The organism is Streptomyces ureilyticus, from assembly GCF_011045025.1.
GTDB lineage: Bacteria > Actinomycetota > Actinomycetes > Streptomycetales > Streptomycetaceae > Streptomyces > Streptomyces ureilyticus.
In genome coordinates this window covers 43,796-68,664 of record NZ_JAAKZX010000014.1, presented here as the reverse complement: position 1 = coordinate 68,664, position 24,869 = coordinate 43,796, and the positions used below count along the sequence as shown (strand labels likewise).

Sequence of the window (24,869 nt, the reverse complement as noted above, 5' to 3'; positions counted from 1 at the left end):
TACGTCCGAAAGCAAACCGCTTTTGCTGGAAAAACACAAACCCCTGGGAGAGACCGGGAGAGACCGACCCGACCTGAGAAGACCGAAAACGCACGCGTTTCGGACATAGAGCCCCCGGGCAAGGGGTGCCGGGCGTATTCGAAGCGGACGATCACAGATGCAGAAGCATCCGGCTGTTGCCCAAGGTGTTCGGTTTCACTCGTTCGAGACCGAGGAACTCTGCCACGCCCTCGTCATAGGAACGCAGTAGCTCGGCGTAGACCTCGGGGTCAACGGGTGTCTCACCGATCTCCACGAAGCCGTGCTTCGCGAAGAAGTCGACTTCGAAGGTCAGGCAGAATACCCGGCGAACACCGAGCCAGCGGGCGGTCTCCACCAACTTCCCCAGCAACTGATGTCCGACGCCGGCGCCCTTGAGCGCGGGATCCACGGCGAGAGTACGGACTTCCGCGAGGTCTTCCCACATCACGTGCAGCGCACCGCAGCCGACCACCTCGGCACTTGTGCCGGCATCCCGTTCCGCGACCCAGAACTCCTGGATGTCCTCGTAAAGCGTCACCGTGGCTTTGTCGAGCAGGATGCCGCCGCGGACGTAGGCGTCAAGGAGTCGGCGTACCGCGGGGACATCGCTGGTCCTGGCCCGGCGGACAGTGAGGGCATTACGGGTGGCGACTTCGGACTGCTCTGCTGGCATGACCGGACGTTATCGCCCGGTGTCGCCCTCGGGGGCGGCGGGGTTCTCGCTTTCGCTGGTCGTCGTTTCGCCGCTCGTCGTTTCGGGGCCTTCCACGATGCGGAGGGCGTCACGCAGTGCCGTGCGCTGTTCCGGCGACATCATGCCGAAGAAGGCGACGAGAGCGGCGGCCGGGTTGTCGCTCCGCGACCAGGCCTCGTTCATCAGTGCGGCCGCGTAGGCGGCGCGGGTGGAGACCGCCTCATATCGATAGGCCCGGCCTTCCGCTTCGCGGCGCACCCAGCCCTTCTGATGGAGATTGTCCAAAACGGTCATCACCGTGGTGTACGCGATGGACCGTTCCTGCTGAAGATCTTCCAGGACTTCTCGAACGGTCACCGGGCGGTTCCACTTCCACACCCGCGACATGACCGCGTCTTCGAGTTCTCCCAAGGGGCGAGGCACAACTCAGACCCTAGTGGGACATTCCACTCAAAGCATTACAAACATGGCTTTGGTGGATGGTTGTCAACGAAAGGGGCGTACGAGTTCAGGCGTCGGCTTTGCGATCACGGTCGCCGGAAGCCTGGCGAGTGTTCTCGGCACGGGCAAGGGCGGCGTCGACGACCGCGTCCTCCTTGGCCTTGTTGGCGCCGCCCTGGGTCTTCACGATCGTCACGATCAGACCGGTGAAGAACACAGCCATCACTACGGGGGGTACGAGCGCGGAGACGTAGTCCATGCCTTTCAGAGTAGCCAGGGTGTGGGGGCGAGCTGCTGTGGGGGCTCGCCGGGTGGCGTGGGCGGCTTGCGTCTGGGCGGGAAGACCTCGCCAGGGGTGGGAATGGGGCGGTGCGGCTGCCCCGGCTTGGGGCTGCGCTGCGGCTCGGTCTTCGGCTTCGGCGCCGGCGGAGAGGCGGGCTTTTTCGCCGGCTTCTTCTCGGGGTCCTCGGCGGCGGCACGCGCGCGCGTGCGGGCGTAAGGGGTAGCCATGAGGCGACGATACGCACTAATCAGACAACCTTCGCGGAACGGCTCGCCTCCGGCGGTTGGGTTCGTTGTCAGGTGCGGGTCCGTGGGCGGAGGGTTTCCTTTCCCCAGCCCGCCCCTTCCCGGCTGTATCAACTTGCGGCTCCCGCCGCGTGGGCGCGACCAGCCACAACGGACCGTCAGCCGAAAACTGAACTCACGAACGCGAGACGTTCCGCTCGTAAACCAGCCTCAGCCCGATCAACGTAAGCCATGGCTCATGCTCGTCGATCACCGAGGACTCGCCCAGAACCATCGGCGCGAGCCCACCCGTCGCGATGACCGTGACATCGTCCGGGTCAGCGGCCAGCTCGCGGGCCACCCGGCTCACGACGCCGTCCACCTGCCCGGCGAACCCGTAGATGATGCCCGACTGCATCGCCTCGACCGTGTTCTTGCCGATCACACTCCGCGGCCGCGCCACCTCGATCTTGCGCAGCTGAGCGCCCCGCACGCCCAGCGCCTCGACCGAGATCTCGATGCCGGGGGCGATGACCCCGCCCACGTACTCCCCGCGCGCACTGACCGCGTCGAAGGTCGTCGCCGTACCGAAGTCGACGACGATCGCGGGGCCGCCGTAGAGCTCGACGGCGGCGACCGCGTTGATGATGCGGTCCGCGCCGACCTCCTTGGGGTTGTCCATCAGGATCGGCACGCCGGTCTTGACGCCGGGCTCGACCAGGATGGCGGGGACGTCGCCGTAGTAGCGGCGGGTGACCTCGCGGAGCTCGTGCAGGACGGAGGGTACGGTGGCGCAGATCGCGATGCCGTCGATGCCGTCGCCCAGCTCGTCGCCGAGCAGCGGGTGCATGCCCATGAGGCCCTGCAACAGCACCGCCAGCTCGTCGGCCGTGCGGCGCGCGTCCGTCGAGATGCGCCAGTGCTCGACGATGTCGTCGCCGTCGAAGAGGCCGAGGACGGTGTGGGTATTGCCCACGTCGATGGTCAGCAGCATGACCCGTACCTACTCCGCCGCTCGCAGGTCGAGGCCGATGTCGAGGATCGGCGAGGAGTGGGTGAGGGCGCCCACGGCGAGGAAGTCGACGCCGGTACGCGCGTACGCCGCCGCGTTGTCCAAGGTGAGACGGCCCGAGGCCTCCAGGAACGCGCGGCCGTCGACGAGGGCGACGGCCTCCTCGCACTCGCCGGGCGTGAAGTTGTCCAGGAGGATCAGGTCGGCGCCCGCGTCCACGACCTCGCGGAGCTGGTCCAGGGTGTCGACCTCGACCTCGATCGGTACGTCCGGGAAGGTCTCCCGTACGGCCTTGAAGGCCTGGGCGACACCCCCCGCGGCGACCACGTGGTTGTCCTTGACCAGGGCCGCGTCCGAGAGGGACATCCGGTGGTTGACGCCGCCGCCGCAGCGCACCGCGAACTTCTCCAGGGAGCGCAGTCCGGGCGTGGTCTTACGGGTGTCGCGCACCCGCGCCTTCGTGCCCTCCAGAACGTCCGCCCACGCGCGCGTGGCGGTCGCGATGCCGGAGAGGCGGCACAGGAGGTTCAGGGCGCTGCGTTCGGCCGTCAGGAGGTCGCGGGTGCGGCTGGTGATGCTCAGGAGCTTCTGGCCGGCCGCCACGCGGTCGCCGTCGTCGACATGGCGCTCGACCTCGAACTCGTCCGTGCAGACCACCGAGACGACCGCCTCGGCGATCCTCAGGCCCGCCACGACGCCCGCCTCACGGGCGGTGAAGTCGGCGGTGGAGACGTCCTCTTCGGGGATGGTCGCGACCGTGGTGACGTCCACGCCGTGGTCGAGGTCCTCCTCGATGGCCAGGTGCGCGATGTCCTCCACCTCGACGGGGTCGAGCCCGGCGTCGGCGAGGAGTGCCGCGAGGGCCGGGTCGAGGCCGCACTCCATGGGGTCGATGTCGTACTCCTCTTCGGCACCTGCGGCACCACAGCCGCAGCCGTCGCCGCAGCCACCGCTGGAGAGGAGGGGAAGGTCGGGGGTGCTGCTCACTGCTGTCACTGCTCCTGGGGGCTGGGTGCCGGGCGGGGCTGCCGGGTCGGGGGGAAGTCTGCTGTGTCGGTGGTGTGTACGGCGAGGGTTCGGTCCGGATTCAGCCGTACGACGATGTGGCGGGACCAGTCGGTGTCGTCGCGGTCTGCGTGGTCCTCGCGCCAGTGGCAGCCGCGCGTCTCCTCGCGCAGGCGGGCGGCGGTGACCAGGACGCGGGCCACGCACAGGAGGTTGGTGGACTCCCAGGTGTCGACGCCTGGCTCGGCCGTCTTGCCGTTCTCGGCGAGCGCGTCGCGGGCGTCGGAGTGCAGTTGCTCGAGGCGGTCGGCCGCCCGCTCCAGGGACTCGGCGGACCGCAGCACACCGGCGCCGTCGCTCATGACCCGCTGGATCGCGAACCGCGCCTCGGCGTCGAGGAGCGGGTGGACGGGCTGCTCCGGGTAGGCGACCGGCGCGGGCACGCGCGCGTAGAGGCGGTTTTCCTCGCGGCGCGTGGCGATGTCGGCCGCGATGCGCTCGGCGTAGACGAGGCCCTCCAGGAGGGAGTTGGAGGCGAGCCGGTTGGCGCCGTGCACACCCGTGCAGGCGACCTCCCCGCACGCGTACAGGCCGGGGACGGTCGTACGGCCCTGGGAGTCCGTACGGACGCCTCCGGAGGCGTAGTGGGCGGCCGGGGCGACCGGGACGGGCTCGGTCACCGGGTCGATGCCGTGGGCGCGGCAGGCGGCGAGGATCGTGGGGAAGCGGTGCTCCCACATGTCGGCGCCGAAGTGCCGGGCGTCCAGGTACATGTGCTCGGCGCCCTGCTCCTGCATGCGGCGCATGATGCCCTTGGCGACGATGTCCCGGGGAGCGAGTTCGGCCAACTCGTGCTGGCCGACCATGAAGCGCACGCCATCCGCGTCGACGAGGTGGGCGCCCTCGCCCCGTACCGCCTCGGAGACCAGCGGCTGCTGGCCCTCGGCGTCCGGGCCGAGGAACAGGACCGTCGGGTGGAACTGCACGAACTCCAGGTCGCTGACCTCGGCCCCGGCGCGCAGGGCGAGCGCGACGCCGTCTCCGGTGGACACGGAGGGGTTGGTGGTCGCCGAGAAGACCTGGCCCATACCGCCGGTGGCGAGGACCACGGCGGGCGCGTGCACGGCTCCCACGCCGTCGTGCTGGCCCTCTCCCATGACATGCAGCGTGACGCCCGCGGTGCGGCCGTCGGCGTCCGTCAGCACGTCCAGGACCAGCGCGTTCTCGATCGTACGCAGTCCACGCGCGCGTACCGCCTCGACAAGGGCCCGGGAGATCTCGGCGCCCGTCGCGTCGCCGCCCGCGTGCGCGATACGGCGGCGGTGGTGGCCGCCCTCGCGGGTGAGCTCGAGATCGCCCTGCTCGGACTCGTCGAAGTGGGCGCCGGTCGCGATGAGGCGGCGTACGGCGTCGGGGCCCTCGGTGACGAGGAGGCGTACGGCCTGCTCGTCGCACAGGCCCGCGCCCGCCACCAGCGTGTCGTCGAGGTGCTGCTCCGGGGTGTCGCCCTCACCGAGGGCCGCCGCGATGCCGCCCTGCGCCCAGCGCGTGGAACCGTCGTCGAGCATGGCCTTGGTGACGACGACGGTCCGCAGGCCCGCGGCGTCGCAGCGCAGGGCCGCGGTGAGTCCGGCGACTCCGGAGCCGACGACCACGACGTCGGCGGCGATGAACCAGCCTGGGGCGGGGGCGGTCAAACGGGGGCGAGCGCGGAGCGCTCTCGTTCGAGGGCGGTGGTGGGAGACGGGCGGGCGTATGCCTGTGCTGGTCACGAGGCGGCTCCGAAGGTTCCGAAAGTGAGCGGAATGTTGTCGATCAGCCGGGTCGTCCCGACCCGGGCGGCGACGGCGAGGACCGCCTCGCCGGTGTAGTCGTCCGGGATCTCGGTGAAGTCGGACGGATCTACCAGCGCCAAGTAGTCCAGGGCGAGCGGGGGTTGCATACGGGCGGCGTCGTCGAGGACGAGGCGGGCGGCGGCCCGGACCGCGGCGGGGCCGCCCGGGACCGCTTTGGCGACCGCGTGCGCGTCGGCGGCGGCGCGGGACTCGCCGAGTGCGCTGAGGGCCTCGGCACGCGCGCGCGTGGTGGGCACTTCGCGGGCGCGTGCGCGCAGGGCCTCTTGTGCGGCGTGCCGGTCGCTGCCCGCGAACAGGGCCTGGGAGAGGGCGAGCGCGGTGCGGCGCTCGGCGGCCGAGAGGTAGCGGTTGCGGCTGGACAGGGCGAGGCCGTCCTCCTCGCGCACGGTCGGTACGCCGACGATCTCCACGCCGAAGTTCAGATCGCGCACCATGCGGCGGATCAGGGCGAGCTGCTGGGCGTCCTTCTGCCCGTACAGCGCCACATCGGGCCGGGTGAGGTGCAGCAGCTTGGCGACGACGGTGAGCATGCCGTCGAAGTGCCCGGGCCGTGCGGCACCCTCCAGGCGCTCGCCCATGGGGCCCGCGCTGATACGGACCTGGGGTTCGCCGCCCGGGTAGACCTCGTCCGCGGAGGGGGCGAACACGACGTCCGCGCCCGCCTGTTCGGCGATCTTCACGTCGGCGTCCAGAGTGCGCGGGTAACGGTCGAGGTCCTCGCCCGCGCCGAACTGGAGGGGGTTCACGAAGACCGTGACGACGACCTCTCCGTCGCCGCCCGCGATCCCCCGGGCGGTACGGATCAGGGTCGCGTGACCCTCGTGCAGGGCGCCCATCGTCATCACGACGGCACGGCGGCCGGTGCGCACGCGCGCGTGGAGCTCGTCGGCGGTGCGCAGCAGGGCGTTGGTCATCGGGCGTCTCCCTCGGTGCCGTCGGTCCCGTTGGCCAGTACCCCGAGAAGGTCCTCGGCGAGCTCCGGCCTGAGCAGTCCGTGGGCGAGGGCCCGGTCGGCGGTCGCGCGGGCCATCGCCAAATAGCCGGCCACGGCTCCCGGCGCGTGCTTGCGCAACTCCGTGATGTGCGCGGCGACCGTGCCCGCGTCACCGCGCGCGACCGGTCCTGTGAGAGCCGCGTCCCCCGACCTGAGGGCGTTGTCCAGGGCCGCACCGAGGAGTGGGCCCAGCATCCGGTCGGGGGCCTCCACGCCCGCCGTACGCAACAGATCCATGGACTCGGCGACCAGGGTCACCAGGTGGTTGGCGCCGAGCGCGAGGGCCGCGTGGTACAGCGGCCGGGCGGCCTCGGCGATCCACTCGGGCTCGCCGCCCATCTCGATGACCAGCGCCTCCGCGGCCAGCCGCAGCTCCTCGGGCGCGGTGACCCCGAAAGAGCACCCGGCGAGCCGCTGTACGTCCACAGGAGTGCCGGTGAACGTCATCGCGGGATGCAGCGCCAACGGCAGCGCACCGGCCCGCAGCGCGGGATCCAGCACCTTCGCGCCGTACCGCCCGGAGGTGTGCACGAGCAGCTGCCCCGGCCGTACCGCCCCCGTCTCGGCGAGCCCCTCCACCAGCCCCGGCAAGGCGTCGTCCGGGACCGTCAGAAGCACGAGCTCGGCCCGCTCCATGACCTGCGCGGGCGTCACCAGCGGTACGTCGGGCAGGAGCTGGGCCGCACGCCGTACGGAGGCGTCGGAAACCCCGGAGACGGCCACCGGCCGATGCCCGGCGAGCTGCAACGACGCGGCGAGAGCGGGCCCCACGCGGCCGGCACCGACGACGCCGACGGTGAGCCGCGCGGGGCGGTCCTTGGGGTCTGGTTGTGGGACTGTACTCACTCGACGGCGGCCTTCCGTTCCAGTCCGCTCGGGGTACCGGACGATTTCTCGTCATGTTAACGCGATCCGTTCCGGGCCCGATTTGTTGTCCACAGCCCACTAGTCGGATTAGCGATCCGTAGTGGTTCCGTGGCAGACTGTGACGCGCACGCCCGGCGCCCAGGCGACGTCGGGCACCCTCCTCGGTGAGGTCGCGAGACCTCACCGACCAGCGTCCGGAGGGACGTGCCACGAGGGCTGACGATTTCCCGTCGCTCGGCACCAGGGCACGAAGGCGATTGGCTCACATTCCCGAGCAACACTGGGGATCACTAAGCCAGTCAGAGACGCTGTGGGAAATTGTGGGAAATCCGCACGCCCCGCCGACGTCGCGCTTGGCATGATCCAGGGATGAGCGATACGGCGGGGCACGGCGGGGACGACCTGGCGGAACAGGCCGAGGAACAGTCGGCGGAGCAGAAACAGGCGCGGCGCTGGGCTGCCGTCCGAAGGGCCGAACGAACACTGTGGCGGCCCGGTTTCCACTCCACGGTCGGCGAGCGGCTGGCGCGGCTGACGGAGGCGGCGCCCCAGGTGTACGACCTGGACCAGCCGGTGGACGTGTTCGGCGACGGGCTCGTCGAGACCCTGGAGGAGCGGGTCGCGGGCCTTCTCGGCAAGGAAGCCGCCGCCTTCTTCCCCACCGGCACCATGGCCCAGCAGGTCGCGTTGCGCTGCTGGGCGGGCCGTACCGGCAACCTCGTAGTGGCCCTGCATCCGCTCTCCCACCCCGAGGTGCACGAGCGCGACGCTTTCTCCGTAGTGAGCGGTCTGCGGACCGTCCATCTGACGTACGAGCCCCGGCTGCCCACCGCCGAGGAGATACGGGACTTCGAGGAGCCCTTCGGGGCCCTGATGCTCGAACTGCCTCTCCGGGACGCCGGTTTCATGCTGCCCTCCTGGGACGAGCTCTCCGAGGTGGTGGACGCGGCGCGGGAGCGCGACGCGGTGGTCCACTTCGACGGGGCGCGTCTGTGGGAGTGCACCCCGCACTTCGGGCGCCCCCTGGAGGAGATCGCAGGCCTCGCGGACAGCGTGTACGTGTCGTTCTACAAGTCCCTGGGAGGGCTGGGCGGCGCGGCGCTCGCGGGCCCGCGGACCTTCGTCGACGAGGCGAAAGCCTGGCGGCACCGGTACGGCGGCCAGGTCTTCCAGCAGTTCCCGACGGCCCTGTCGGCGCTGATCGGCTTGGAGAAGGAGCTGCCCCGGCTGCCGGAATACGTGGCCCACGCGCGCGTGGTCGCCGCGGCGCTGCGCGAGGGGTTCGCCGCGGCGGGTCTCCCCTGGAGTCGCGTCCACCCCGAGGAGCCGCACACGCATGAGTTCCGGGTGTGGCTGGCGTACGACCACGAGAAGCTCAACGAGGCGGTCGTACGGCAGGTCGAGGAGACCAAGACGGCGCTGTTCCGTCGTTGGTTCCCGGACAGGGTGCCGGGGCTGTCGGTCACGGAGGTGGCGGTGGCCGAGGCGGGCCTGGAGTGGACCGCGGAGGACGTCAGGAAGGCCGTAGCCGACTTCGTGGCACGGCTGCCCGGCTCAGCGGCCTGAACAGCGGGAGGACGTACGTCACCGGAGCAAGGCCCGTCAGTCGAACCGGATGTGCTTGACCCCGACCCGTATCTGCCGCAGCCGCGTCCGCAGCGCCCCCTCCTTGTTCGGCTTGAGTGTCAATCCGGCCAGTACGGCGATCCGGTCGGCGGTCTTGGGGACCGTGGTGTCGTCCGTCCACAGGTGCTCGGCGAACTCCGGCTCGCGCAGGCGCTCCAGGCAGTGGTCGAGCTGCTCCACCGCCCAACTCTCCCTGCGCAAGGGGGCGTCCTTGCCGGCGACGTACCCCAGGAGGTGGCCGAAGCCGCGCTCGCGCAGCCGCTTCAGGACGGTCTCGCGCTGGGCGAGGAGCGAGAAGTGCCGTACGTCGTGGCCCTTTTCGCGCAGTCGCCCCACGGTCTCGTCGAAGTAGCCGAAGTCCGTGACGGTCATGGGGGCGATCACAACACCATCGTGCTTGGTGAGGGCGAGGTCGAGCACCTCGACGACGCCCTGCCGCCAGGACACCAAGTCCTGGAAGTTTCCGCGCAGTTCGGGCGGCAGTGTGCGGCGCAGCCCGAAGCCGGCGTGTTCGGGATCGCAGATGACGCTGCCGGGCAGTCGGCGCTGGATCTCGTGTGCGGTCTGTGTTTTGCCGCCCCCGAAGGGGCCGTTGATCCACAGGAGCATGCGGAGACCTTAGTGGCCGACGGTCACGCCTCGGTCACGTTCGCGCAGATCCCCTGCCAAGCCCTTCAGCCCTGTCCCGCTCAGCCCTGTCCCCCGGCCCGTACCAGACCCGTCTCGTACGCCAGAACCACGACCTGCACCCGGTCCCGCAGCCCCAGCTTCGTGAGGATGCGCCCCACATGTGTCTTGACGGTCGCCTCCGAGAGGACGAGGCGTGCGGCGATCTCGCCGTTCGACAGGCCCTGCGCGACCAGGATCATCACCTCGCGCTCGCGGTCGGTGAGCCGCTCCAGCCCCTGGTGCTGGGGCTCCTTGCCGGCGCTCGGCAGCATCGGCGCGAACCGGTCGAGGAGACGACGGGTCGTGGAGGGCGCGACCACCGCGTCACCGCTGTGCACGGAGCGGATGGCGGTGAGGAGTTCGCCGGGCGGCACGTCCTTGAGCATGAAGCCGGAGGCGCCCGCCTTCAGCCCGGAGAAGGCGTACTCGTCGAGGTCGAAGGTGGTCAGGATCAGCACCTTCGGCGGGTCCGGCTCCGAGCAGATGCGTCGGGTCGTCTCGACACCGTCCAGCTTCGGCATGCGTACGTCCATCAGGACCACGTCGACGGTGGTAGAGCGCAGCACCTGAAGGGCCTCGACACCGTCGCCCGCCTCCGCGACGACCTCCATGTCCGGCTGGGCGGCGAGCACCATCCGGAACCCGGTGCGCAACAGCACCTGGTCGTCGACGAGCATCACGCGGATCGGCATTCCTGGGTCCTCCGGTCGGTTCATGGACGGGCGGTGCGTGGGCGGTCGGTGCGTGGGCGGTCGGTTGGCGGTGCGGTCGGTGGGGTGTGCACGTGTCAATTGACGGGCTTGAGCGGGAGCAGGGCGCTGATCCGGAAGCCGCCGCCCGGGCGCGGCCCCGCGTCCAGGGTGCCGCCGACCATACCGACGCGCTCCCGCATACCGATCAGGCCGTGTCCTCTGCCGTCGATGCCACCGTCCTCGTACAACTCGTGCGGGGCGCCCTTCCCGTCGTCCTCGACGAGCAGCCCGAGGCCGTCGTCGAAGTAGACCAGGCGCACGCTCGCGCCCACGTTCGGCCCCCCGTGCTTGCGCGTGTTGGTGAGCGCCTCCTGCACGATGCGGTACGCGGTGAGCTCGACGCCGCTCGGCAGCGGTCGCGGGGTGCCCTCGATCTTGTAGTCGACGGGGAGGCCGGCTGTGCGGACCTCCTCGATGAGGTCGTCGAGCTGGTCGACGTCGGGCTGGGGGACGTACTCGCCGCTCTCCTGGTGCTCGCCGGTGCGCAGCACGCCGAGCAGCCGGCGCATCTCGGCGAGGGCCTGACGGCCTGTTCCGGAGATGGTCTCCAGGGCCTTCTTGGCCTGGTCGGGGGCGGTGTCCAGGACGTACGCGGCACCGTCCGCCTGCACCACCATCACCGACACGTTGTGCGCGACCACGTCGTGCAGCTCGCGGGCGATCCGGGCCCGCTCGGCGGCGACCGCGACCTTGGACTGCGCCTCGCGCTCCCTCTCCAGCCGGTCGGCGCGCTCCTCGAGCTGCGAGAGGTAGGCGCGGCGGGTGCGGACCGAGTCGCCGAGCACCCAGGCGAGCGCGAAGGGAACGGTCTGGAAGATCACTATGGCGATGCTGCTCCCGACGCCCTGCTCCGACGTCCAGCGCAGTTGTGCCAGGGGGGCGGCACAAAGGCCACCGGTCAGTGCGATCCGGGAGGCCCAGCGGGCGCCGTCCGCCGCGACCGTGTAAATGATCACCAGGAAGGCGAAGTTGGCGGGCAGCGTCCCGGTGTCCGCGATCAGCTGCGCCAGGCCGACCACCATCGCCAGGATCAGCATCTTCTCCGGCATACGGCGGCGCAGCGCGACCACCAGGCTCAGCAGGATCATGACCGGAACCGTGACGGCCGGGAGATCGGCCCCCTGGGCCTCCTCCGTGACCGATCCGCCCAGCACGGAAATCCCGAGCAGGAGGACGGCCCAGAAGCTGTCGACCCACATCGGGTGCCTGCGGAGGAAGTCATAGAGGCGCTGCACGTAACCCAGCGTAGGGAAGGGTGCAGTGTGCAGGGGTCAACCGGAGGGTCGATCCGCAACCACCGTACGTACTCCCCAAGGTGGAGACCTGCTGATTCCCGGCGCTCAAAGCCCGCCTAGCCTGGCGTCGTGGGGCAAGCCGTGAGACAAGACGCACACGAGGCAGCGGGTGGCCGGCGCGGGTGGCGGCAGGCCGCCGAGGAGGCGCTGTACGGGCCTTCAGGGTTCTATCGGCGGCAGGAGGGGCCCGCGGGTCATTTCCGCACCTCCGTGCACGCGTCGCCGCTGTTCGCGGGCGCCGTGGCCCGGCTCCTGTGCCGGGTCGACGAGGCGCTCGGCCGGCCTGCCGAGCTCGCCTTCGTCGACATGGGCGCGGGCCGCGGTGAGCTGGTCACCGGCGTCCTGGAGGCCCTTCCCGTCGAAGTGGCCTCCCGCGCGCGCGGGTACGCCGTCGAACGCGCCGGCCGGCCCGCCGGACTCGACCACCGGATCGAGTGGTGCGCGCAGCCTCCGGCGGGGGTCGCCGGGCTGCTGTTCGCGAACGAGTGGCTGGACAACGTGCCGCTGGACGTGGCCGAGGTGGACGCGGACGGAGTGCCACGGCTGGTCCTCGTACGGGACGACGGCACGGAATCCCTCGGGGAGCCGGTCTCCGGGACGGACGCGGAGTGGCTGGCGCGGTGGTGGCCGCTTCCTGAAAATCGGCGCCCCGAAGCAAACGAAGCAAATCAGCATTCTGAAGGGCTACGTGCCGAAATCGGCCTCCCCAGGGACGCCGCTTGGGCATCCGCCGTGGCCGTCCTCGACCGGGGTCTCGCCGTGGCCGTCGACTACGCCCATCGCGCGGACGCGCGCCCGCCCTTCGGGACGCTCACCGGTTTCCGCGAGGGCCGCGAGACGGCGCCCGTACCAGATGGGTCGTGCGACATCACCGCGCATGTGGCCCTTGACGCGTGCGCGCTGCCCGGAGCCCGGCTGCTGACCCAGCGGGACGCCCTGCGCGCCCTGGGCGTGAGCGGCGGCCGGCCGCCGCTGTCGCTGGCCTCCACGGACCCGACGGCGTACGTACGGGCCCTGGCCGGCGCCGGTGAGGCCGCCGAGCTCACGGCTCCCGGCGGACTCGGCGACTTCGGCTGGCTCGTGCAGCCGGTTGGGATTCCGAACCCGCTGCCCGATCCGCCGCCCGGCGAAAACAGCCCTCTACGGAGAGCACAGAGAGCGCAGAGAGCCGGGAAAGCCCTACTTGTCGATGTCCCCGACCACGAAGAACAGTGATCCCAGGATCGCCACCATGTCCGCGACCAGCGTCCCCGGCAGCAGCTCCGCCAGCGCCTGGATGTTGTTGTACGAGGCCGAGCGCAGCTTCAGCCGGTACGGGGTCTTCTCGCCCTTGCTGACGAGGTAGTAGCCGTTGATGCCGAGCGGGTTCTCGGTCCAGGCGTATGTGTGACCCTCCGGGGCCTTGAGCACCTTCGGGAGCCGCTGGTTGACCGGGCCTGGCGGCAGCTCGGCGAGCCGGTCCAGGCAGGCGTCGGCGAGGTCCAGGGAGTTGTGCGTCTGCTCCAGGAGGACCTCGAAGCGGGCCAGACAGTCGCCCTCCTGCCGCGTGACGACCTTCAGGACGTCGCCCAGCTCCCCGTACGCCAGATAGGGCTCGTCGCGGCGCAGATCGAAGTCGACTCCGCTGGCGCGGGCGAGGGGACCGCTCACTCCGTAGGCGTGCACCGTCTCCGGGGACATCCGGCCCACGTCGCGCGTACGCCCGCGGAAGATCTCGTTGCCCACCACCAGGTTGTCGTACACGTCCATGCGCGAGCGGACGTCCGCGACGGCGGCACGCGCGCGTGCGGTCCATCCGGCGGGGAGGTCCTCCTTGAGGCCGCCTACGCGGTTGAACATGTAGTGCATGCGCCCGCCGGAGATCTCCTCCATGACGGCCTGAAGCTCCTCGCGCTCTCTGAAGGCGTAGAAGACCGGGGTGATTCCGCCCAGCTCAAGCGGGTACGAACCGAGGAACATCAGATGGTTCAGGACGCGGTTCAGCTCCGCGAGGAGCGTGCGCATCCACACCGCGCGGGCCGGGACCTCCATGCCGAGCATGCGTTCCACGGCGAGGACGACACCCAGCTCGTTCGAGAAGGCGGAGAGCCAGTCGTGACGGTTGGCGAGCACGATGATCTGGCGGTAGTCGCGCGCCTCGAAGAGCTTCTCCGCGCCACGGTGCATATAGCCGATGACCGGCTCCGCGTGCTGGATCCGCTCGCCGTCCAGCACGAGCCTGAGGCGCAGTACACCGTGCGTGGACGGGTGCTGGGGCCCGATGTTGAGCACCATGTCGGTGCTCTCCGCGGCGCCGCCGATGCCGACCGTGGTCTCCGTCGTGGGAGTCATGGGAACAGTGTCTCGTACGTACGCTTGCGGAATGGAGACGGGGAGCAGGGGAAACATGGGCACCACCAGGAGCACCGAGTCCGAGCCCGAGCCGGTGTGGACCGGCCTGCCGCCGGGACTGCTGCGGATGCGCCGGCTGCTGCTCGTGGTCTGGCTGGTGCCGCTGACGCTCGGTACGGGGCTGCCGCTCGGCCTGCTCGTCGGGCCCGGCTGGGCGGCCTTCGCGCTGCTGCCACTGGCGCTGCTGCTGTGGGGCTGGGCGATGCTGGGCCGCAACTGGCGGTCCTGGCGGTACGCGGAACGCGCGGACGACCTGTTGATCAGCCGGGGTGTGCTGTGGCGTGAGGAGACGGTCGTGCCGTACGGGCGCATGCAGCTGGTCGAGGTGACCTCGGGTCCCGTCGAGCGGCACTTCGGGCTGGCGAGCGTGCAGCTGCACACGGCCGCCGCGGCGACGGACGCGCGCATTCCCGGCCTCGACCCGGCCGAGGCGGAACGGCTGCGGGACCGGCTCACGGAGCTGGGCGAGGCCAGATCGGCGGGGCTGTGACGACGTCAGATGTCGGCGACGTCGAGCACGACGTACGCCAGGAGAAGCCCGTGACGGAGCGGCGGCTGCATCCCGTGACGCCGCTGCGCCGCGCCTGGGCGCCAATCGCAGTGATCGCCGGCTGGGCGTTCCACGACCCGGACCAGACGCAGCGGCAGCTGACCCGGCTGACGACCTCCACCCTGCTGATCGCGATCGCCATCGTCATTCCGGCCGCCGCCCTGTACGGCTTTCTGACCTGGTGGTTCACCCACTTCGCGGTGACCGACACCGAACTGCGCATCCGTACGGGCCTGTTGTTCCGGCGCTCGGCACACATCCGGCTCGACCGGCTCCAGGCCGTCGACGTCACCCAGCCACTGCTGGCCCGCGTCGCGGGCGTCTCCAAACTCAAACTCGACGTCATAGGGACCGACAAGAAGGACGAACTCGCCTTCCTGGGCGAGGACGAGGCCCGTGTACTGCGGGCCGAACTCCTGGCCCGCGCCGCCGGTTTCGCCCCCGAGACGGCACACGAGGTGGGCGAGGCACCGGCCCAGCAGCTGCTGCACGTACCGGCCCGGGTCCTCGCCGTGTCCCTGGTGCTGACGGGCGCCACCTGGGGATCGCTGGTCGGCGCGCTCGTCGTACCACCGGTGGTGTGGTGGGCCTCGGAAAGCGTGTGGACGGTTCTCGCGGTCGCGCTGCCGCTGCTCGGCGCGGCGGGCGCGAGCAGCGTGGGGCGCTTCGTCGGCGAGTACGACTGGACCGTGGGCGATTCCCCGGACGGGCTCCGTATCGACCACGGACTCCTCGACCGTACGCATGAGACGGTGCCGCCCGGCCGCGTACAGACCGTCCGCATCGTCGAACCGCTGCTCTGGCGGCGACGGGACTGGGTCCGGGTCGAGCTGGACGTGGCGGGCTCGTCCAACTCCGTGCTCGTACCGGTCGCTCCGCGCGAGGTCGCCGAGTCGGTGATCGCGCGGGTGCTGCCGGGGGTGACGGTGCCGGGTGCCCTGTCGCGACCGCCGAGCCGGGCTCGCTGGTGCATGCCGTTGTGGTGGCGGGGTTACGGACTCGCCGTCACCGACACCGTCTTCGCGTCCCGGCACGGGCTGCTGCGCCGCAGCCTCGCGCTCGTCCCGCATGCCAAGGTCCAGAGCGTACGCATGGCGCAGGGGCCGTGGGCCCGCTTGCACGGGCTGGCCCATGTGCACATCGACACGGGCGCCAACAAGACGGTGACGGCCCGGCTGCGGGACGCCTCGGAGGCGGCGGAGTTGCTGTACGGGCAGGCGGACCGGTCGCGGACGGGGCGGCGGGAGGCCCGGCCGGATCGGTGGATGGCCGGGGCCTGAGCTTTGGTGGATGACTGAGGGCAGTGGCGCGTTGCGTTGCCACTGCCCTCAAGCCGTTGCCGCGGAGGCTCAGGAAACCGCGCTCCGCAGTTCCGCCACGTCGATCTGCTCGGTCTCGTCGTGCGCGGTCAGGTCGATGACCTGCTGGCCGACGCCGCGGGACTCCTCGTCCGCGGGCTTGAACTGCGCCTCGGACTCGGCCTTGTGGAGAGCCAGCGCCTCCTGGCCCACCACGTCGGCGAGGTCCTCGTTCTGTACGGCCTCCAAGGCGGCCTGGGACGCCTCCTGCTGCGTACCGAAGAAGTCGAAACCGCCCTCTACGGAGGGCCGCCGTACCGGAGAGGCAGGAACGACCGCCACGGCCTTGGGCACGGTGAAGTGCCCGGAGGGAAGCCCGGCCTTGTGGGCGGGCCTCAGGTCGGCCGCGGTGGTGGGGTACGCCGGGGACTCGGTGGGCGTCGGTGCGTTCGCGGCGGCCGTGCGCTCATGACTGCCGACCGCCTGGGGCTTCCCCTGCGTCGCCTCGCCCTCCTTCCCGGCCTCGCCCGTCGCGGGGGCCTTCTTGCGAGCGCCGCCCTTCGGTGAACCGCCCGGCGTGGGCCCGCCCTTGCCCGGACCGCCGGCCGGAGGCGCACCCTTCGGCGCACCGGCCTTCACGGGGGCACTCTTGGTTGCCGCGGCCTTCGCTGGGCCGCCCTTCGGCGACTTGCCGGGCCCGGGCTCGTCGGACGCCGAATCGCCCTCAGTAGAGCCGCTGTTCGGGGACTCGCTTCCGTCGGGTGCGTCTGCCGCCGGGCCGCTATCCGGGGCGCCGTCCACCGCGGAGGAGCCGCTCGCGTCCTCCGAAGCGTCCGGTTCGGACGAAGAGTTCGGTTCGGAAGCGTCCGTAGCGGAAACGCCCTGTGCCGACGCGTCCGCTGCGGATACGCCCGTTGCGGAAGCGTCCTGTGCCGACGCGTCCGTTGCGGATGTCTCCGTTGCCGCTGCGTCCTCCGGCGAACCGCGCTCCGCCGAATCGTCCTTCGTTGCCTCGTTTTTCGCCGTACCGTCCGTCCAAGGCTCGCCCTCGGCCACGTCAAAGTGCGCGGTGGCCGCCTCCGCCAGCCGGTCCAGCGCCGCGTTGGCCTTCGCGTAGAGCACCGAAGCAGCGGCACGGGCGGCCGGAGCGGGCTTCTCGGTCGCCTCGGCCACCGGGTCCGGCGAAGCCGCCGCGGGCAGGGCTCGAGCCGGAGTCGTCGTCTCTATGGCGAGGCGTCGGCGGCTCTCCAAGACGCTGGCCCGCTCGGTCTCCGCCGTGGCGTACCGCCGCAGCAGGGCGGCGTGTTCGTTGCGCAGGCCCTGGAGCTCCGCCCGCTTCTCGCGGAGCCGGTGCTCCAGCTTGGTACGCAGCTCGCGCGACTCGTCGAGGTCGGTCTCGAGCTCGGCGACCCGCTCCTCGTGGCGCCACTCGTCGCTCGCACGCGCGCGCGTGAGGTCCGCGACGCGTTTGCCCGCGGACACGTCCCAGTGGCGCATGACGACCGCGCCCACGACGGCCGTCGCCGCGGCGCCCGCGGCCAGCCCGCGGAGCACCCACGCGTCCGAGAACAACCAGGGCCCGGCGGCACAGACGAGCGAGACGCCTGCGATCGCCGAGGGGGGCAGCAGCCGGTGCAGTGGTGGGGAATGACGGTGACGTCCACGTGGCATGGCCAGAAACTTACCGCGCGTAGGCGAATCTTGGAGCCCCGCCCCGTAAAAACCCAGCCACTTCCGGGGATTGACACCACCTCAACACTCAGAGGTCACTCGAAACAGTCACTCCCGTGACAGCGGCACCGCGCAGAGGGCGACAGATGCCCACGTATGCAAACGCACTTTTGCCACGGAGACCCGCCGCCGGCACCGGTGTGCGGCTCCGCCGCGGGGCTGTATCGATTTGCGGCTCCGCCGCGATGGGGTCCCCCCCCGCTCGAGCGAATTCGAGAGTGGGGGAGCGACAAGCCACAACGAACCCGCAGCTTCGAACCGGTCCGACGCCGGAGGCCTAGGCTGGGCGTATGACCAAGAACAGCGGGCGAGGCCAAGTGGCAGGGCTCCCGGCATGGGACCGGTGCGCCGTCATGGGAGTCGTGAACGTCACGCCCGACTCCTTCTCGGACGGCGGCCGGTGGTTCGACACGACGGCCGCCGTCAAGCACGGCCTCGACCTGGTCGCGGAGGGCGCGGACCTGGTCGACGTGGGCGGAGAGTCCACCCGCCCCGGCGCCACCCGCGTCGACGAGGCCGAGGAACTCAAACGCGTCATCCCCGTCGTACGCGGCCTCGCCTCCGAAGGCGTCACCGTCTCCGTCGACACCATGCGCGCCTCCGTCGCCGCACGGGCCCTCGCCGCGGGCGCCGCTCTCGTCAACGACGTCAGCGGCGGCCTCGCCGACCCCACGATGATCCGGGTCGTCGCGGACGCCGGCGCCCCCTTCGTGGTCATGCACTGGCGAGGCTTCCTGGAGGGCGGAAACGTCCAGGGCAGGTACGAGGACGTCGTCTCCGAAGTCGTCGACGAGCTCCACGCGCGCGTGGCGGCCGTTCTCGAGGGTGGCATCGCCGCGGACCGCATCGTCGTCGACCCGGGCCTCGGCTTCTCGAAGGAGGCCGAGCACGATCTGACCCTCCTCGCCCACCTCGACCGCCTCCGCGGCCTCGGCCACCCCGTACTGGTCGCCGCGTCCCGGAAGCGGTTCCTCGGCCGGGTACTGGCCGGGCCACAGGGCGCCCCGCCACCCGCCAGGGAACGCGACGCCGCCACCGCCGCCGTCTCCGCGCTCGCCGCCCACCAGGGCGCGTGGGCGGTCCGCGTCCACGAGGTGCGGGCCACCGCCGACGCGGTCCGGGTGGCCAGGGCCGTGGAAGGCGCCCGGGCGGCAGAAGGAGCCCAGTGAGCGCACCCCGCACCGACGTCGAAGAGGTCGCCCGCGTCAACACCGCCTTCTACGAGGCGATGGAACGAGGCGACTTCGAAGAGCTGGCGACACTCTGGCTCGCTCCCATGGACATCGACGGAGCCGAACACACCGCGGATCCCGAAGACCTGGAGGATGCCGAAACCACCGAAGCCACGGACCGGGGCGCCGAGGTCTCCTGCGTCCACCCCGGCTGGCCCGTACTGACCGGCCGCGGCGAGGTGCTCCGGTCGTACGCGCTGATCATGGCGAACACCGAGTACATCCAGTTCTTCCTGACGGACGTGCACGTGTCCGTCATCTCCGACACCGCTCTGGTGACCTGCACCGAGAACATCCTCAGCGGCGGCCCGGCCCCGGAGGACAGCGACGAACTGGGACCGCTGGTGGGTCAGCTCGTCGTCGCCACGAATGTGTTCCGCCGCACATCCGACGGCTGGAAACTGTGGTCGCACCACGCCTCCCCGGTGTTGGCCGAATCCGGCGAGGAAGAGGCCGACGACTCGTCCTCCTGAGTGGGTAGGGGCCAAGTAGTGGTTGGGATCGCGGGGCCCTGGGTATGGGCGGGGACCAGCCCGTGAGCCGCAGGGTCCCTCCAGACCAACAGTCGATGAAACCTCCTGGCCTGCGCCCGCGCCCGAGCCCCGGTGACGGAGCGTTGTCAGTGACCGCAGGTAGATTCGACTGTGGCTGGTGTGCCGACCGCATAGGGCGGTGACCGCCGTTACCGACGACTGCAGGAGTGATTCGCGTGGATCGTGTCGCGCTGCGCGGCCTGAAGGCCCGCGGGCACCACGGTGTCTTCCCCAAGGAACGCGAGGAGGGCCAGACCTTCATCGTGGACCTCTCGCTGGGCCTGGACACCCGGCCGGCCGCTGCCGACGACGACCTGGCGAAGACCGTGCACTACGGCATAGTGGCCGAGGAGGTCGTGGCCGTCGTCGAGGGCGAGCCCGTGGATCTCATCGAGACGCTCGCCGAGCGCATCGCTCAGGCCTGTCTGAAGCACGACGGGGTCCAGGAGGTCGAGGTCTGCGTCCACAAACCGGACGCGCCGATCACCGTCCCCTTCGACGACGTGACCGTCACCATCACCCGGAGCCGAGTATGACTGCCTCGTTGACCGAGGGTCAGAGCGACCCGACCGTACAGCCGGTGCCCGCCTCCGTCGTGGAACGAGTGGACGCCGCCGACACCACCCTGCACAACCCCAAACGGGCCGTGCTCTCCCTCGGCTCGAACCTCGGCAACCGCCTGGAGACTCTCCAGGGTGCCGTCGACGCCCTGGAGGACACCCCCGGCGTACGGGTCAAGGCGGTCTCTCCGGTGTACGAGACGGAGCCCTGGGGCGTGGAGCCGGACAGCCAGCCGACGTACTTCAACGCGGTCGTCGTCCTGCGCACCACGCTCCCCCCGTCCTCCCTGCTGGAGCGGGCGCACGCGGTAGAGGAGGCCTTCCATCGCGTACGGGACGAGCGCTGGGGCCCCCGCACGATCGACGTGGACATCGTCGCGTACGCCGACATGGTCTCCGACGACCCGGAACTCACTCTCCCCCACCCGCGCGCACACGAGCGGGCCTTCGTCCTCGCCCCCTGGCACGACGTCGAGCCGGACGCCCAACTCCCGGGTGTCGGCCCGGTGGCCGGGCTCCTGGCCGCCGTCCCCCGCGAAGGTGTCGCGCCCCGCGCCGACCTGGAACTACAGCTGCCCGACTAGTCGTTAAGGTCTACCGGATCACCTACCGGACCATCTCCGGCTGCGACGAAGGGGCATCGTGAAAGAGCTGCGCATCAGGACGCTGGCCGGCGTGTTCGTGGTCGCCGGCGTGCTGTCCTGGGCGGGCGCGCGCTTGTGGAACGCGGTGGGCACGCTCCCCCGGGTCCCCCTCGCCGCCCCCATCGTCCTGGCCCTGATCGCCGTGGTCCTCCTGGCCACGGCACTCTCCCTGAGAGCCCGCCTCAAGGCCCAGCGCGAACGCCGCCCCGGCGCCACGGGCGTCGACCCGCTGGTGGCGGCCCGAGCGGTGGTTTTCGGCCAGGCCAGCGCCCTGGTGGCCGCCCTGGTCGCCGGCATGTACGGCGGAACGGGCGCCTTCCTCCTGGAGTCCCTCGACATCCCATCCCGCCGCGACCAGGCCATCTACGCCGGCTTCTCAGTCCTTGCGGGCATCGCCGTCATAGCCGCAGCCTTCTTCCTCGAGCGAGTCTGCAAACTCCCGGAGGACGACGACACAAACGGCAACGCGGCCCCGGCGGCGTAAGGGCGCGACAAGCCGCAAGGCACTCGCAGCCCCACACGCACAACAACCAGGCAGACGCGACGGAGCTCTCAGCTCAGCCGAGGCTCACCGGGCCAGGATGAGACTCATCGCCTCGGCACGAGTGGTGGCATCCCGCAACTGCCCCCGCACAGCGGACGTCGTCGTCTTGGCCCCCGGCTTGCGTATCCCGCGCACGGACATGCACATGTGCTCGGCCTCGATGACCACAATGGCGCCGCGTGCCTCAAGAATCCGCATCAGCGAGTCCGCGATCTGCGTGGTGAGTCGTTCCTGCACCTGCGGCCGCCGCGCGAACACCTCGACAAGCCGCGCCAGCTTCGACAGACCGGTGATCTTCCCGGTCTCGGCCGGGATGTAGCCAACATGGGCGACCCCATGGAACGGCAGCAGATGATGCTCACATAGCGAGACAATCTCGATGTCCTTCACCAGGACCATCTCGTCGTGCCCCAGATCGAACGTCGTCGTCAGCACATCCTCGGGCTCCTGCCGCAACCCGGCCAGCAGCTCCTGGTAAGCCCGTGCCACCCGCCCCGGCGTCTCCCGCAGCCCCTCCCGGTCCGGGTCCTCACCGACCGCGATCAGCAGCTCTCGTACGGCGTTCTCGGCGCGCTTCTCGTCGAACTCGCCGATCTCGCCCTCGCCGTCCAGCCTCACGGGGTCGATCATCTGGTGCCTCGTTCCTGTGCCTCCACGCGTACGGATCACGCGTTCATGTACGGGCATACGAATATGCCGCGCCCCCCAGGCTAGACCAGGGGGGCGCGGCATCTGTTCCGGGCCAATTGAGGCCAGTGTCCCGAAGGGACCCCTTGAGGGGTGGTGGTCGGGAGACGGGTGGGAGGCCAGGGCAGGTGGTCAGCTTTCGGGACGATCCTCCGGAGCCGGCTCGGCCACCGGAAGCGCTGCCTCGGCGGCAGGGCTCGACTTCGCGGTGATCGCCGGCGCCGAGCCGTTCGTCCCGTTCGTCAGCGACAGCTCCTTGGGGGAGAGCACCGGCGGGCGGGTGGACGGAGTGCGCCTGGAGGAGCCGGTCCACGCGGGGCGGGCCGGGCGCTTGACGATGGGAGCGAAGATCTCGGCGATCTGCTCCTTATTCAGCGTCTCCTTCTCCAGCAGCTGGAGAACCAGCTGGTCGAGGACGTCGCGGTTCTCGACCAGGATTTCCCAGGCCTCGTTGTGCGCGGTCTCGATGAGCTTCTTGACCTCTTCGTCGACGAGCGCGGCGACCTCTTCCGAGTAGTCGCGCTGGTGACCCATCTCACGTCCGAGGAAGGGCTCGCTGTTGTCGCCGCCGAACTTGATCGCGCCGAGACGCTCGGTCATGCCGTACTGCGTGACCATCGCTCGCGCGGTGGCCGTGGCCTTCTCGATGTCGTTCGCCGCGCCCGTGGTCGGGTCGTGGAAGACGAGCTCCTCGGCCGCGCGCCCGCCCAGCATGTACGCGAGCTGGTCGAGCATCTCGTTGCGCGTGGTCGAGTACTTGTCCTCGTCCGGGAGCACCATCGTGTAGCCGAGAGCACGGCCTCTGGAGAGGATCGTGATCTTGTGGACCGGATCGGAGTTCGGTGAGGCCGCCGCGACCAGGGCGTGTCCGCCCTCGTGGTACGCGGTGATCTTCTTCTCCTTGTCCGACATGATCCGGGTCCGCTTCTGCGGGCCCGCGACCACACGGTCGATCGCCTCGTCCAGCATGTGGTTGTCGATCAGCTTCTGGTTGCTGCGCGCGGTGAGCAGCGCAGCCTCGTTCAGCACGTTCGACAGGTCGGCGCCGGTGAAGCCCGGCGTGCGACGCGCCACTGCGGACAGGTCGACGTCCGGCGCGACCGGCTTGCCCTTCTGGTGGACCTTGAGGATCTCCAGACGGCCCTGCATGTCCGGGCGGTCGACCGCGATCTGGCGGTCGAAACGGCCGGGGCGCAGGAGGGCCGGGTCGAGGATGTCGGGCCGGTTCGTGGCGGCGATGAGAATCACACCGCCCTTCACATCGAAGCCGTCCATCTCGACGAGCAGCTGGTTCAGCGTCTGCTCGCGCTCGTCGTGACCGCCGCCGAGGCCGGCACCGCGGTGACGGCCCACCGCGTCGATCTCGTCGACGAAGACGATCGCCGGGGCGTTCGCCTTGGCCTGCTCGAACAGGTCCCGGACCCGGGAGGCACCGACACCGACGAACATCTCGACGAAGTCGGAACCGGAGATCGAGTAGAAGGGGACGCCGGCTTCTCCCGCGACAGCGCGCGCGAGCAGCGTCTTACCCGTACCGGGCGGGCCGTACAGCAGTACGCCCTTGGGGATCTTCGCCCCGACGGCCTGGAACTTGGCCGGCTCCTGGAGGAACTCCTTGATCTCGTGGAGCTCCTCGACGGCCTCGTCCGAGCCCGCGACGTCGGAGAACGTCGTCTTCGGGGTGTCCTTGGTGATGAGCTTGGCCTTGGACTTCCCGAAGTTCATGACCCGGGAGCCGCCGCCCTGCATCTGGTTCATCAGGAACAGGAAGACGACCACGATGAGAACGAAGGGAAGCAGGGAGAGCAGAATGCCGACGAACGGGTTCTGCTTGGACGGCGAAACCGTGTAGCCGTCCGCAATCTGCTTGTCTTCGTACTTGGTCTGCAGTGTGCTGGCGAGATTGACGCCCTGGTCGCCGATGTAGCTCGCCTGGATCTTCGAGCTGCCCTCGACCTTCTGGCCGTCCTTCAGCTCGACCTTGATGATCTGCTCGTCGCCGGTGGTGAGTTTGGCCTGCTGGACCTTGTTGTCACTGATCGCCTGGACGACCTGGCCGGTGTCCACCGTCTTGTAGCCGCCGGACGAGCCGACGACCTGCATCAACACGACCACGGCAAGGACGGCCAGCACGATCCACATGACCGGCCCACGGAAGTATCGCTTCACGTCCATCCATACGGAGCGGTGTCGCCCCGTCCCTCCTGCCATAGTGAGTTTGATAAGACTGTTTTTGACGGTACCCCAGCATTGTCACCCGAAGCCGCACGGTCCGGCTGACAAACCCGTCTACGCATGCTCCAACGGCGCGGAACCCGCAAGGGTTCCCGGACCGTCTTCCTCTAGTACGTGGGGTTCGCCACTCTCTACGAGAGTGCCTCAGCCACCGTAGACATGAGGCGCGAGCGTACCGACGAACGGCAGATTCCGGTACTTCTCCGCGTAGTCGAGGCCGTAGCCCACGACAAACTCGTTCGGGATGTCGAAGCCGGCCCACTCCACGTCGATCGCGACCTTGGCCGCCTCCGGCTTGCGCAGCAGCGTGCACACCTTGAGCGACGCGGGCTCGCGCGAGCCGAGGTTGGAGATCAGCCAGGACAGCGTCAGACCTGAGTCGATGATGTCCTCGACGATGAGGACGTGCTTGCCCTTGATGTCGGTGTCGAGGTCCTTCAGGATCCGCACGACGCCGGAGGACTGCGTACCCGCGCCGTACGAGGACACGGCCATCCAGTCCATGGTGACGGGGGTGGAGAGCGCGCGCGCCAGGTCCGCCATGACCATCACGGCGCCCTTGAGGACTCCGACGAGCAGCAGGTCCTTGTCCGCGTACTCCGCGTCGATCTTCGCGGCCAGCTCGGCCAGCTTCGCGTCGATCTCTTCCTTGGTGATGAGCACCGACTTGAGGTCGGTGCCCATGTCTTTCGCGTCCACCCGCATCACTTTCGGTCGTCCCGCAT

Annotated in this window: 26 protein-coding genes; 9 read left to right on the top strand and 17 right to left on the bottom strand. The window is 70.1% G+C overall.

Features of this window, described 5'->3' with window-relative positions:
• Positions 1-151 precede the first annotated feature (151 nt).
• The 9 genes from G6048_RS07220 to G6048_RS07180 all read right to left on the bottom strand — a co-directional run bounded on the left by G6048_RS07220 (position 152) and on the right by G6048_RS07180 (position 7,376).
• Positions 152-694: an amino-acid N-acetyltransferase gene (locus G6048_RS07220; protein WP_165338608.1), complete on the bottom strand. Its 543-nt coding sequence runs from the start codon at positions 692-694 to the stop codon at positions 152-154.
• A 9-nt stretch (positions 695-703) separates the two neighbouring features.
• Positions 704-1,138, bottom strand: a complete 435-nt coding sequence (locus G6048_RS07215) for a BlaI/MecI/CopY family transcriptional regulator (protein ID WP_165338607.1) — start codon at positions 1,136-1,138, stop codon at positions 704-706.
• A gap of 85 nt (positions 1,139-1,223) precedes the next feature.
• On the bottom strand, positions 1,224-1,415 hold the full coding sequence (locus tag G6048_RS07210) for a hypothetical protein (RefSeq protein ID WP_165338606.1): 192 nt from the start codon (positions 1,413-1,415) through the stop codon (positions 1,224-1,226).
• Positions 1,416-1,420: 5 nt separating this feature from the next.
• Complete coding sequence (locus G6048_RS07205; protein WP_408056119.1) at positions 1,421-1,666, bottom strand: hypothetical protein; 246 nt, start codon at positions 1,664-1,666, stop codon at positions 1,421-1,423.
• 193 nt (positions 1,667-1,859) lie between these two features.
• The gene (locus G6048_RS07200) at positions 1,860-2,657 is read right to left on the bottom strand and encodes a type III pantothenate kinase (protein ID WP_165338605.1); all 798 of its coding nucleotides are present in this window, start codon (positions 2,655-2,657) and stop codon (positions 1,860-1,862) included.
• 9 nt (positions 2,658-2,666) lie between these two features.
• Positions 2,667-3,671 (bottom strand): carboxylating nicotinate-nucleotide diphosphorylase, encoded by a 1,005-nt coding sequence (gene nadC, locus G6048_RS07195; RefSeq protein WP_328825691.1) that lies wholly within the window; start codon positions 3,669-3,671, stop codon positions 2,667-2,669.
• Positions 3,668-5,437 carry an L-aspartate oxidase gene (locus tag G6048_RS07190; RefSeq protein ID WP_165338630.1) on the bottom strand — a complete coding sequence of 590 codons (1,770 nt, stop codon included), beginning with the start codon at positions 5,435-5,437 and terminating at the stop codon, positions 3,668-3,670. Before G6048_RS07190 ends, nadC begins: the two co-directional genes overlap by 4 nt.
• Before the next feature lie 11 nt (positions 5,438-5,448).
• On the bottom strand, positions 5,449-6,450 hold the full coding sequence (gene panC / locus G6048_RS07185; RefSeq protein ID WP_165338603.1) for a pantoate--beta-alanine ligase: 1,002 nt from the start codon (positions 6,448-6,450) through the stop codon (positions 5,449-5,451).
• Positions 6,447-7,376: a Rossmann-like and DUF2520 domain-containing protein gene (locus G6048_RS07180; protein ID WP_165338602.1), complete on the bottom strand. Its 930-nt coding sequence runs from the start codon at positions 7,374-7,376 to the stop codon at positions 6,447-6,449. Before G6048_RS07180 ends, panC begins: the two co-directional genes overlap by 4 nt.
• A gap of 390 nt (positions 7,377-7,766) precedes the next feature.
• Between G6048_RS07180 and G6048_RS07175 the strand changes: the two genes are divergently transcribed.
• A complete protein-coding gene (locus tag G6048_RS07175; RefSeq protein ID WP_165338601.1) occupies positions 7,767-8,963 on the top strand; it encodes a threonine aldolase family protein in 1,197 nt (398 codons plus the stop codon).
• 36 nt (positions 8,964-8,999) lie between these two features.
• Here G6048_RS07175 and G6048_RS07170 read toward each other — a convergent pair whose 3' ends face one another.
• The 3 genes from G6048_RS07170 to G6048_RS07160 all read right to left on the bottom strand — a co-directional run bounded on the left by G6048_RS07170 (position 9,000) and on the right by G6048_RS07160 (position 11,679).
• On the bottom strand, positions 9,000-9,632 hold the full coding sequence (locus tag G6048_RS07170; RefSeq protein ID WP_165338600.1) for an AAA family ATPase: 633 nt from the start codon (positions 9,630-9,632) through the stop codon (positions 9,000-9,002).
• An 80-nt stretch (positions 9,633-9,712) separates the two neighbouring features.
• Entirely contained in the window at positions 9,713-10,384 is a 672-nt protein-coding gene (locus G6048_RS07165; RefSeq protein WP_165338599.1) for a response regulator transcription factor, read from the bottom strand.
• Positions 10,385-10,479: 95 nt separating this feature from the next.
• Positions 10,480-11,679, bottom strand: coding sequence for a sensor histidine kinase (locus G6048_RS07160; protein ID WP_165338598.1), 1,200 nt, complete (start codon positions 11,677-11,679; stop codon positions 10,480-10,482).
• 141 nt (positions 11,680-11,820) lie between these two features.
• Here G6048_RS07160 and G6048_RS07155 point away from each other — a divergent pair, with 141 nt between their 5' ends.
• Entirely contained in the window at positions 11,821-12,954 is a 1,134-nt protein-coding gene (locus G6048_RS07155) for an SAM-dependent methyltransferase (RefSeq protein ID WP_165338597.1), read from the top strand.
• Here the strand turns inward: G6048_RS07155 and G6048_RS07150 are convergent.
• Entirely contained in the window at positions 12,919-14,070 is a 1,152-nt protein-coding gene (locus G6048_RS07150; protein ID WP_165338596.1) for an NADH-quinone oxidoreductase subunit D, read from the bottom strand. The two genes, G6048_RS07155 and G6048_RS07150, sit on opposite strands and share 36 nt — an antisense overlap.
• 31 nt (positions 14,071-14,101) lie before the next feature.
• On the opposite strand from G6048_RS07150, the gene G6048_RS07145 reads away from it, so the two are divergent.
• Complete coding sequence (locus tag G6048_RS07145) at positions 14,102-14,620, top strand: PH domain-containing protein (RefSeq protein WP_165338595.1); 519 nt, start codon at positions 14,102-14,104, stop codon at positions 14,618-14,620.
• Positions 14,617-15,960: a PH domain-containing protein gene (locus tag G6048_RS07140; RefSeq protein WP_165338594.1), complete on the top strand. Its 1,344-nt coding sequence runs from the start codon at positions 14,617-14,619 to the stop codon at positions 15,958-15,960. Before G6048_RS07145 ends, G6048_RS07140 begins: the two co-directional genes overlap by 4 nt.
• A gap of 69 nt (positions 15,961-16,029) precedes the next feature.
• On the opposite strand, the gene G6048_RS07135 is transcribed toward G6048_RS07140, so the two are convergent.
• The gene (locus G6048_RS07135; protein WP_206341276.1) at positions 16,030-17,649 is read right to left on the bottom strand and encodes a hypothetical protein; all 1,620 of its coding nucleotides are present in this window, start codon (positions 17,647-17,649) and stop codon (positions 16,030-16,032) included.
• A gap of 350 nt (positions 17,650-17,999) precedes the next feature.
• On the opposite strand from G6048_RS07135, the gene folP reads away from it, so the two are divergent.
• The 5 genes from folP to G6048_RS07110 all read left to right on the top strand — a co-directional run bounded on the left by folP (position 18,000) and on the right by G6048_RS07110 (position 21,162).
• Positions 18,000-18,878, top strand: a complete 879-nt coding sequence (gene folP, locus G6048_RS07130) for a dihydropteroate synthase (protein ID WP_165338593.1) — start codon at positions 18,000-18,002, stop codon at positions 18,876-18,878.
• The gene (locus G6048_RS07125) at positions 18,875-19,414 is read left to right on the top strand and encodes a nuclear transport factor 2 family protein (protein WP_165338592.1); all 540 of its coding nucleotides are present in this window, start codon (positions 18,875-18,877) and stop codon (positions 19,412-19,414) included. The genes folP and G6048_RS07125 overlap by 4 nt, the downstream gene beginning before the upstream one ends.
• Positions 19,415-19,650: 236 nt before the next feature.
• A complete protein-coding gene (gene folB / locus G6048_RS07120; RefSeq protein WP_165338591.1) occupies positions 19,651-20,010 on the top strand; it encodes a dihydroneopterin aldolase in 360 nt (119 codons plus the stop codon).
• Positions 20,007-20,618 carry a 2-amino-4-hydroxy-6-hydroxymethyldihydropteridine diphosphokinase gene (gene folK / locus G6048_RS07115; protein ID WP_165338590.1) on the top strand — a complete coding sequence of 204 codons (612 nt, stop codon included), beginning with the start codon at positions 20,007-20,009 and terminating at the stop codon, positions 20,616-20,618. The genes folB and folK overlap by 4 nt, the downstream gene beginning before the upstream one ends.
• A gap of 58 nt (positions 20,619-20,676) precedes the next feature.
• Positions 20,677-21,162 (top strand): DUF3180 domain-containing protein, encoded by a 486-nt coding sequence (locus tag G6048_RS07110; RefSeq protein WP_165338589.1) that lies wholly within the window; start codon positions 20,677-20,679, stop codon positions 21,160-21,162.
• Positions 21,163-21,246: 84 nt separating this feature from the next.
• Here G6048_RS07110 and folE read toward each other — a convergent pair whose 3' ends face one another.
• The 3 genes from folE to hpt all read right to left on the bottom strand — a co-directional run bounded on the left by folE (position 21,247) and on the right by hpt (position 24,849).
• Positions 21,247-21,852: a GTP cyclohydrolase I FolE gene (folE, locus tag G6048_RS07105; protein WP_165338588.1), complete on the bottom strand. Its 606-nt coding sequence runs from the start codon at positions 21,850-21,852 to the stop codon at positions 21,247-21,249.
• Positions 21,853-22,041: 189 nt separating this feature from the next.
• Positions 22,042-24,084: an ATP-dependent zinc metalloprotease FtsH gene (gene ftsH / locus G6048_RS07100; RefSeq protein WP_165338587.1), complete on the bottom strand. Its 2,043-nt coding sequence runs from the start codon at positions 24,082-24,084 to the stop codon at positions 22,042-22,044.
• Positions 24,085-24,288: 204 nt separating this feature from the next.
• Positions 24,289-24,849, bottom strand: coding sequence for a hypoxanthine phosphoribosyltransferase (gene hpt / locus G6048_RS07095; RefSeq protein WP_165338586.1), 561 nt, complete (start codon positions 24,847-24,849; stop codon positions 24,289-24,291).
• Positions 24,850-24,869 lie beyond the last annotated feature (20 nt).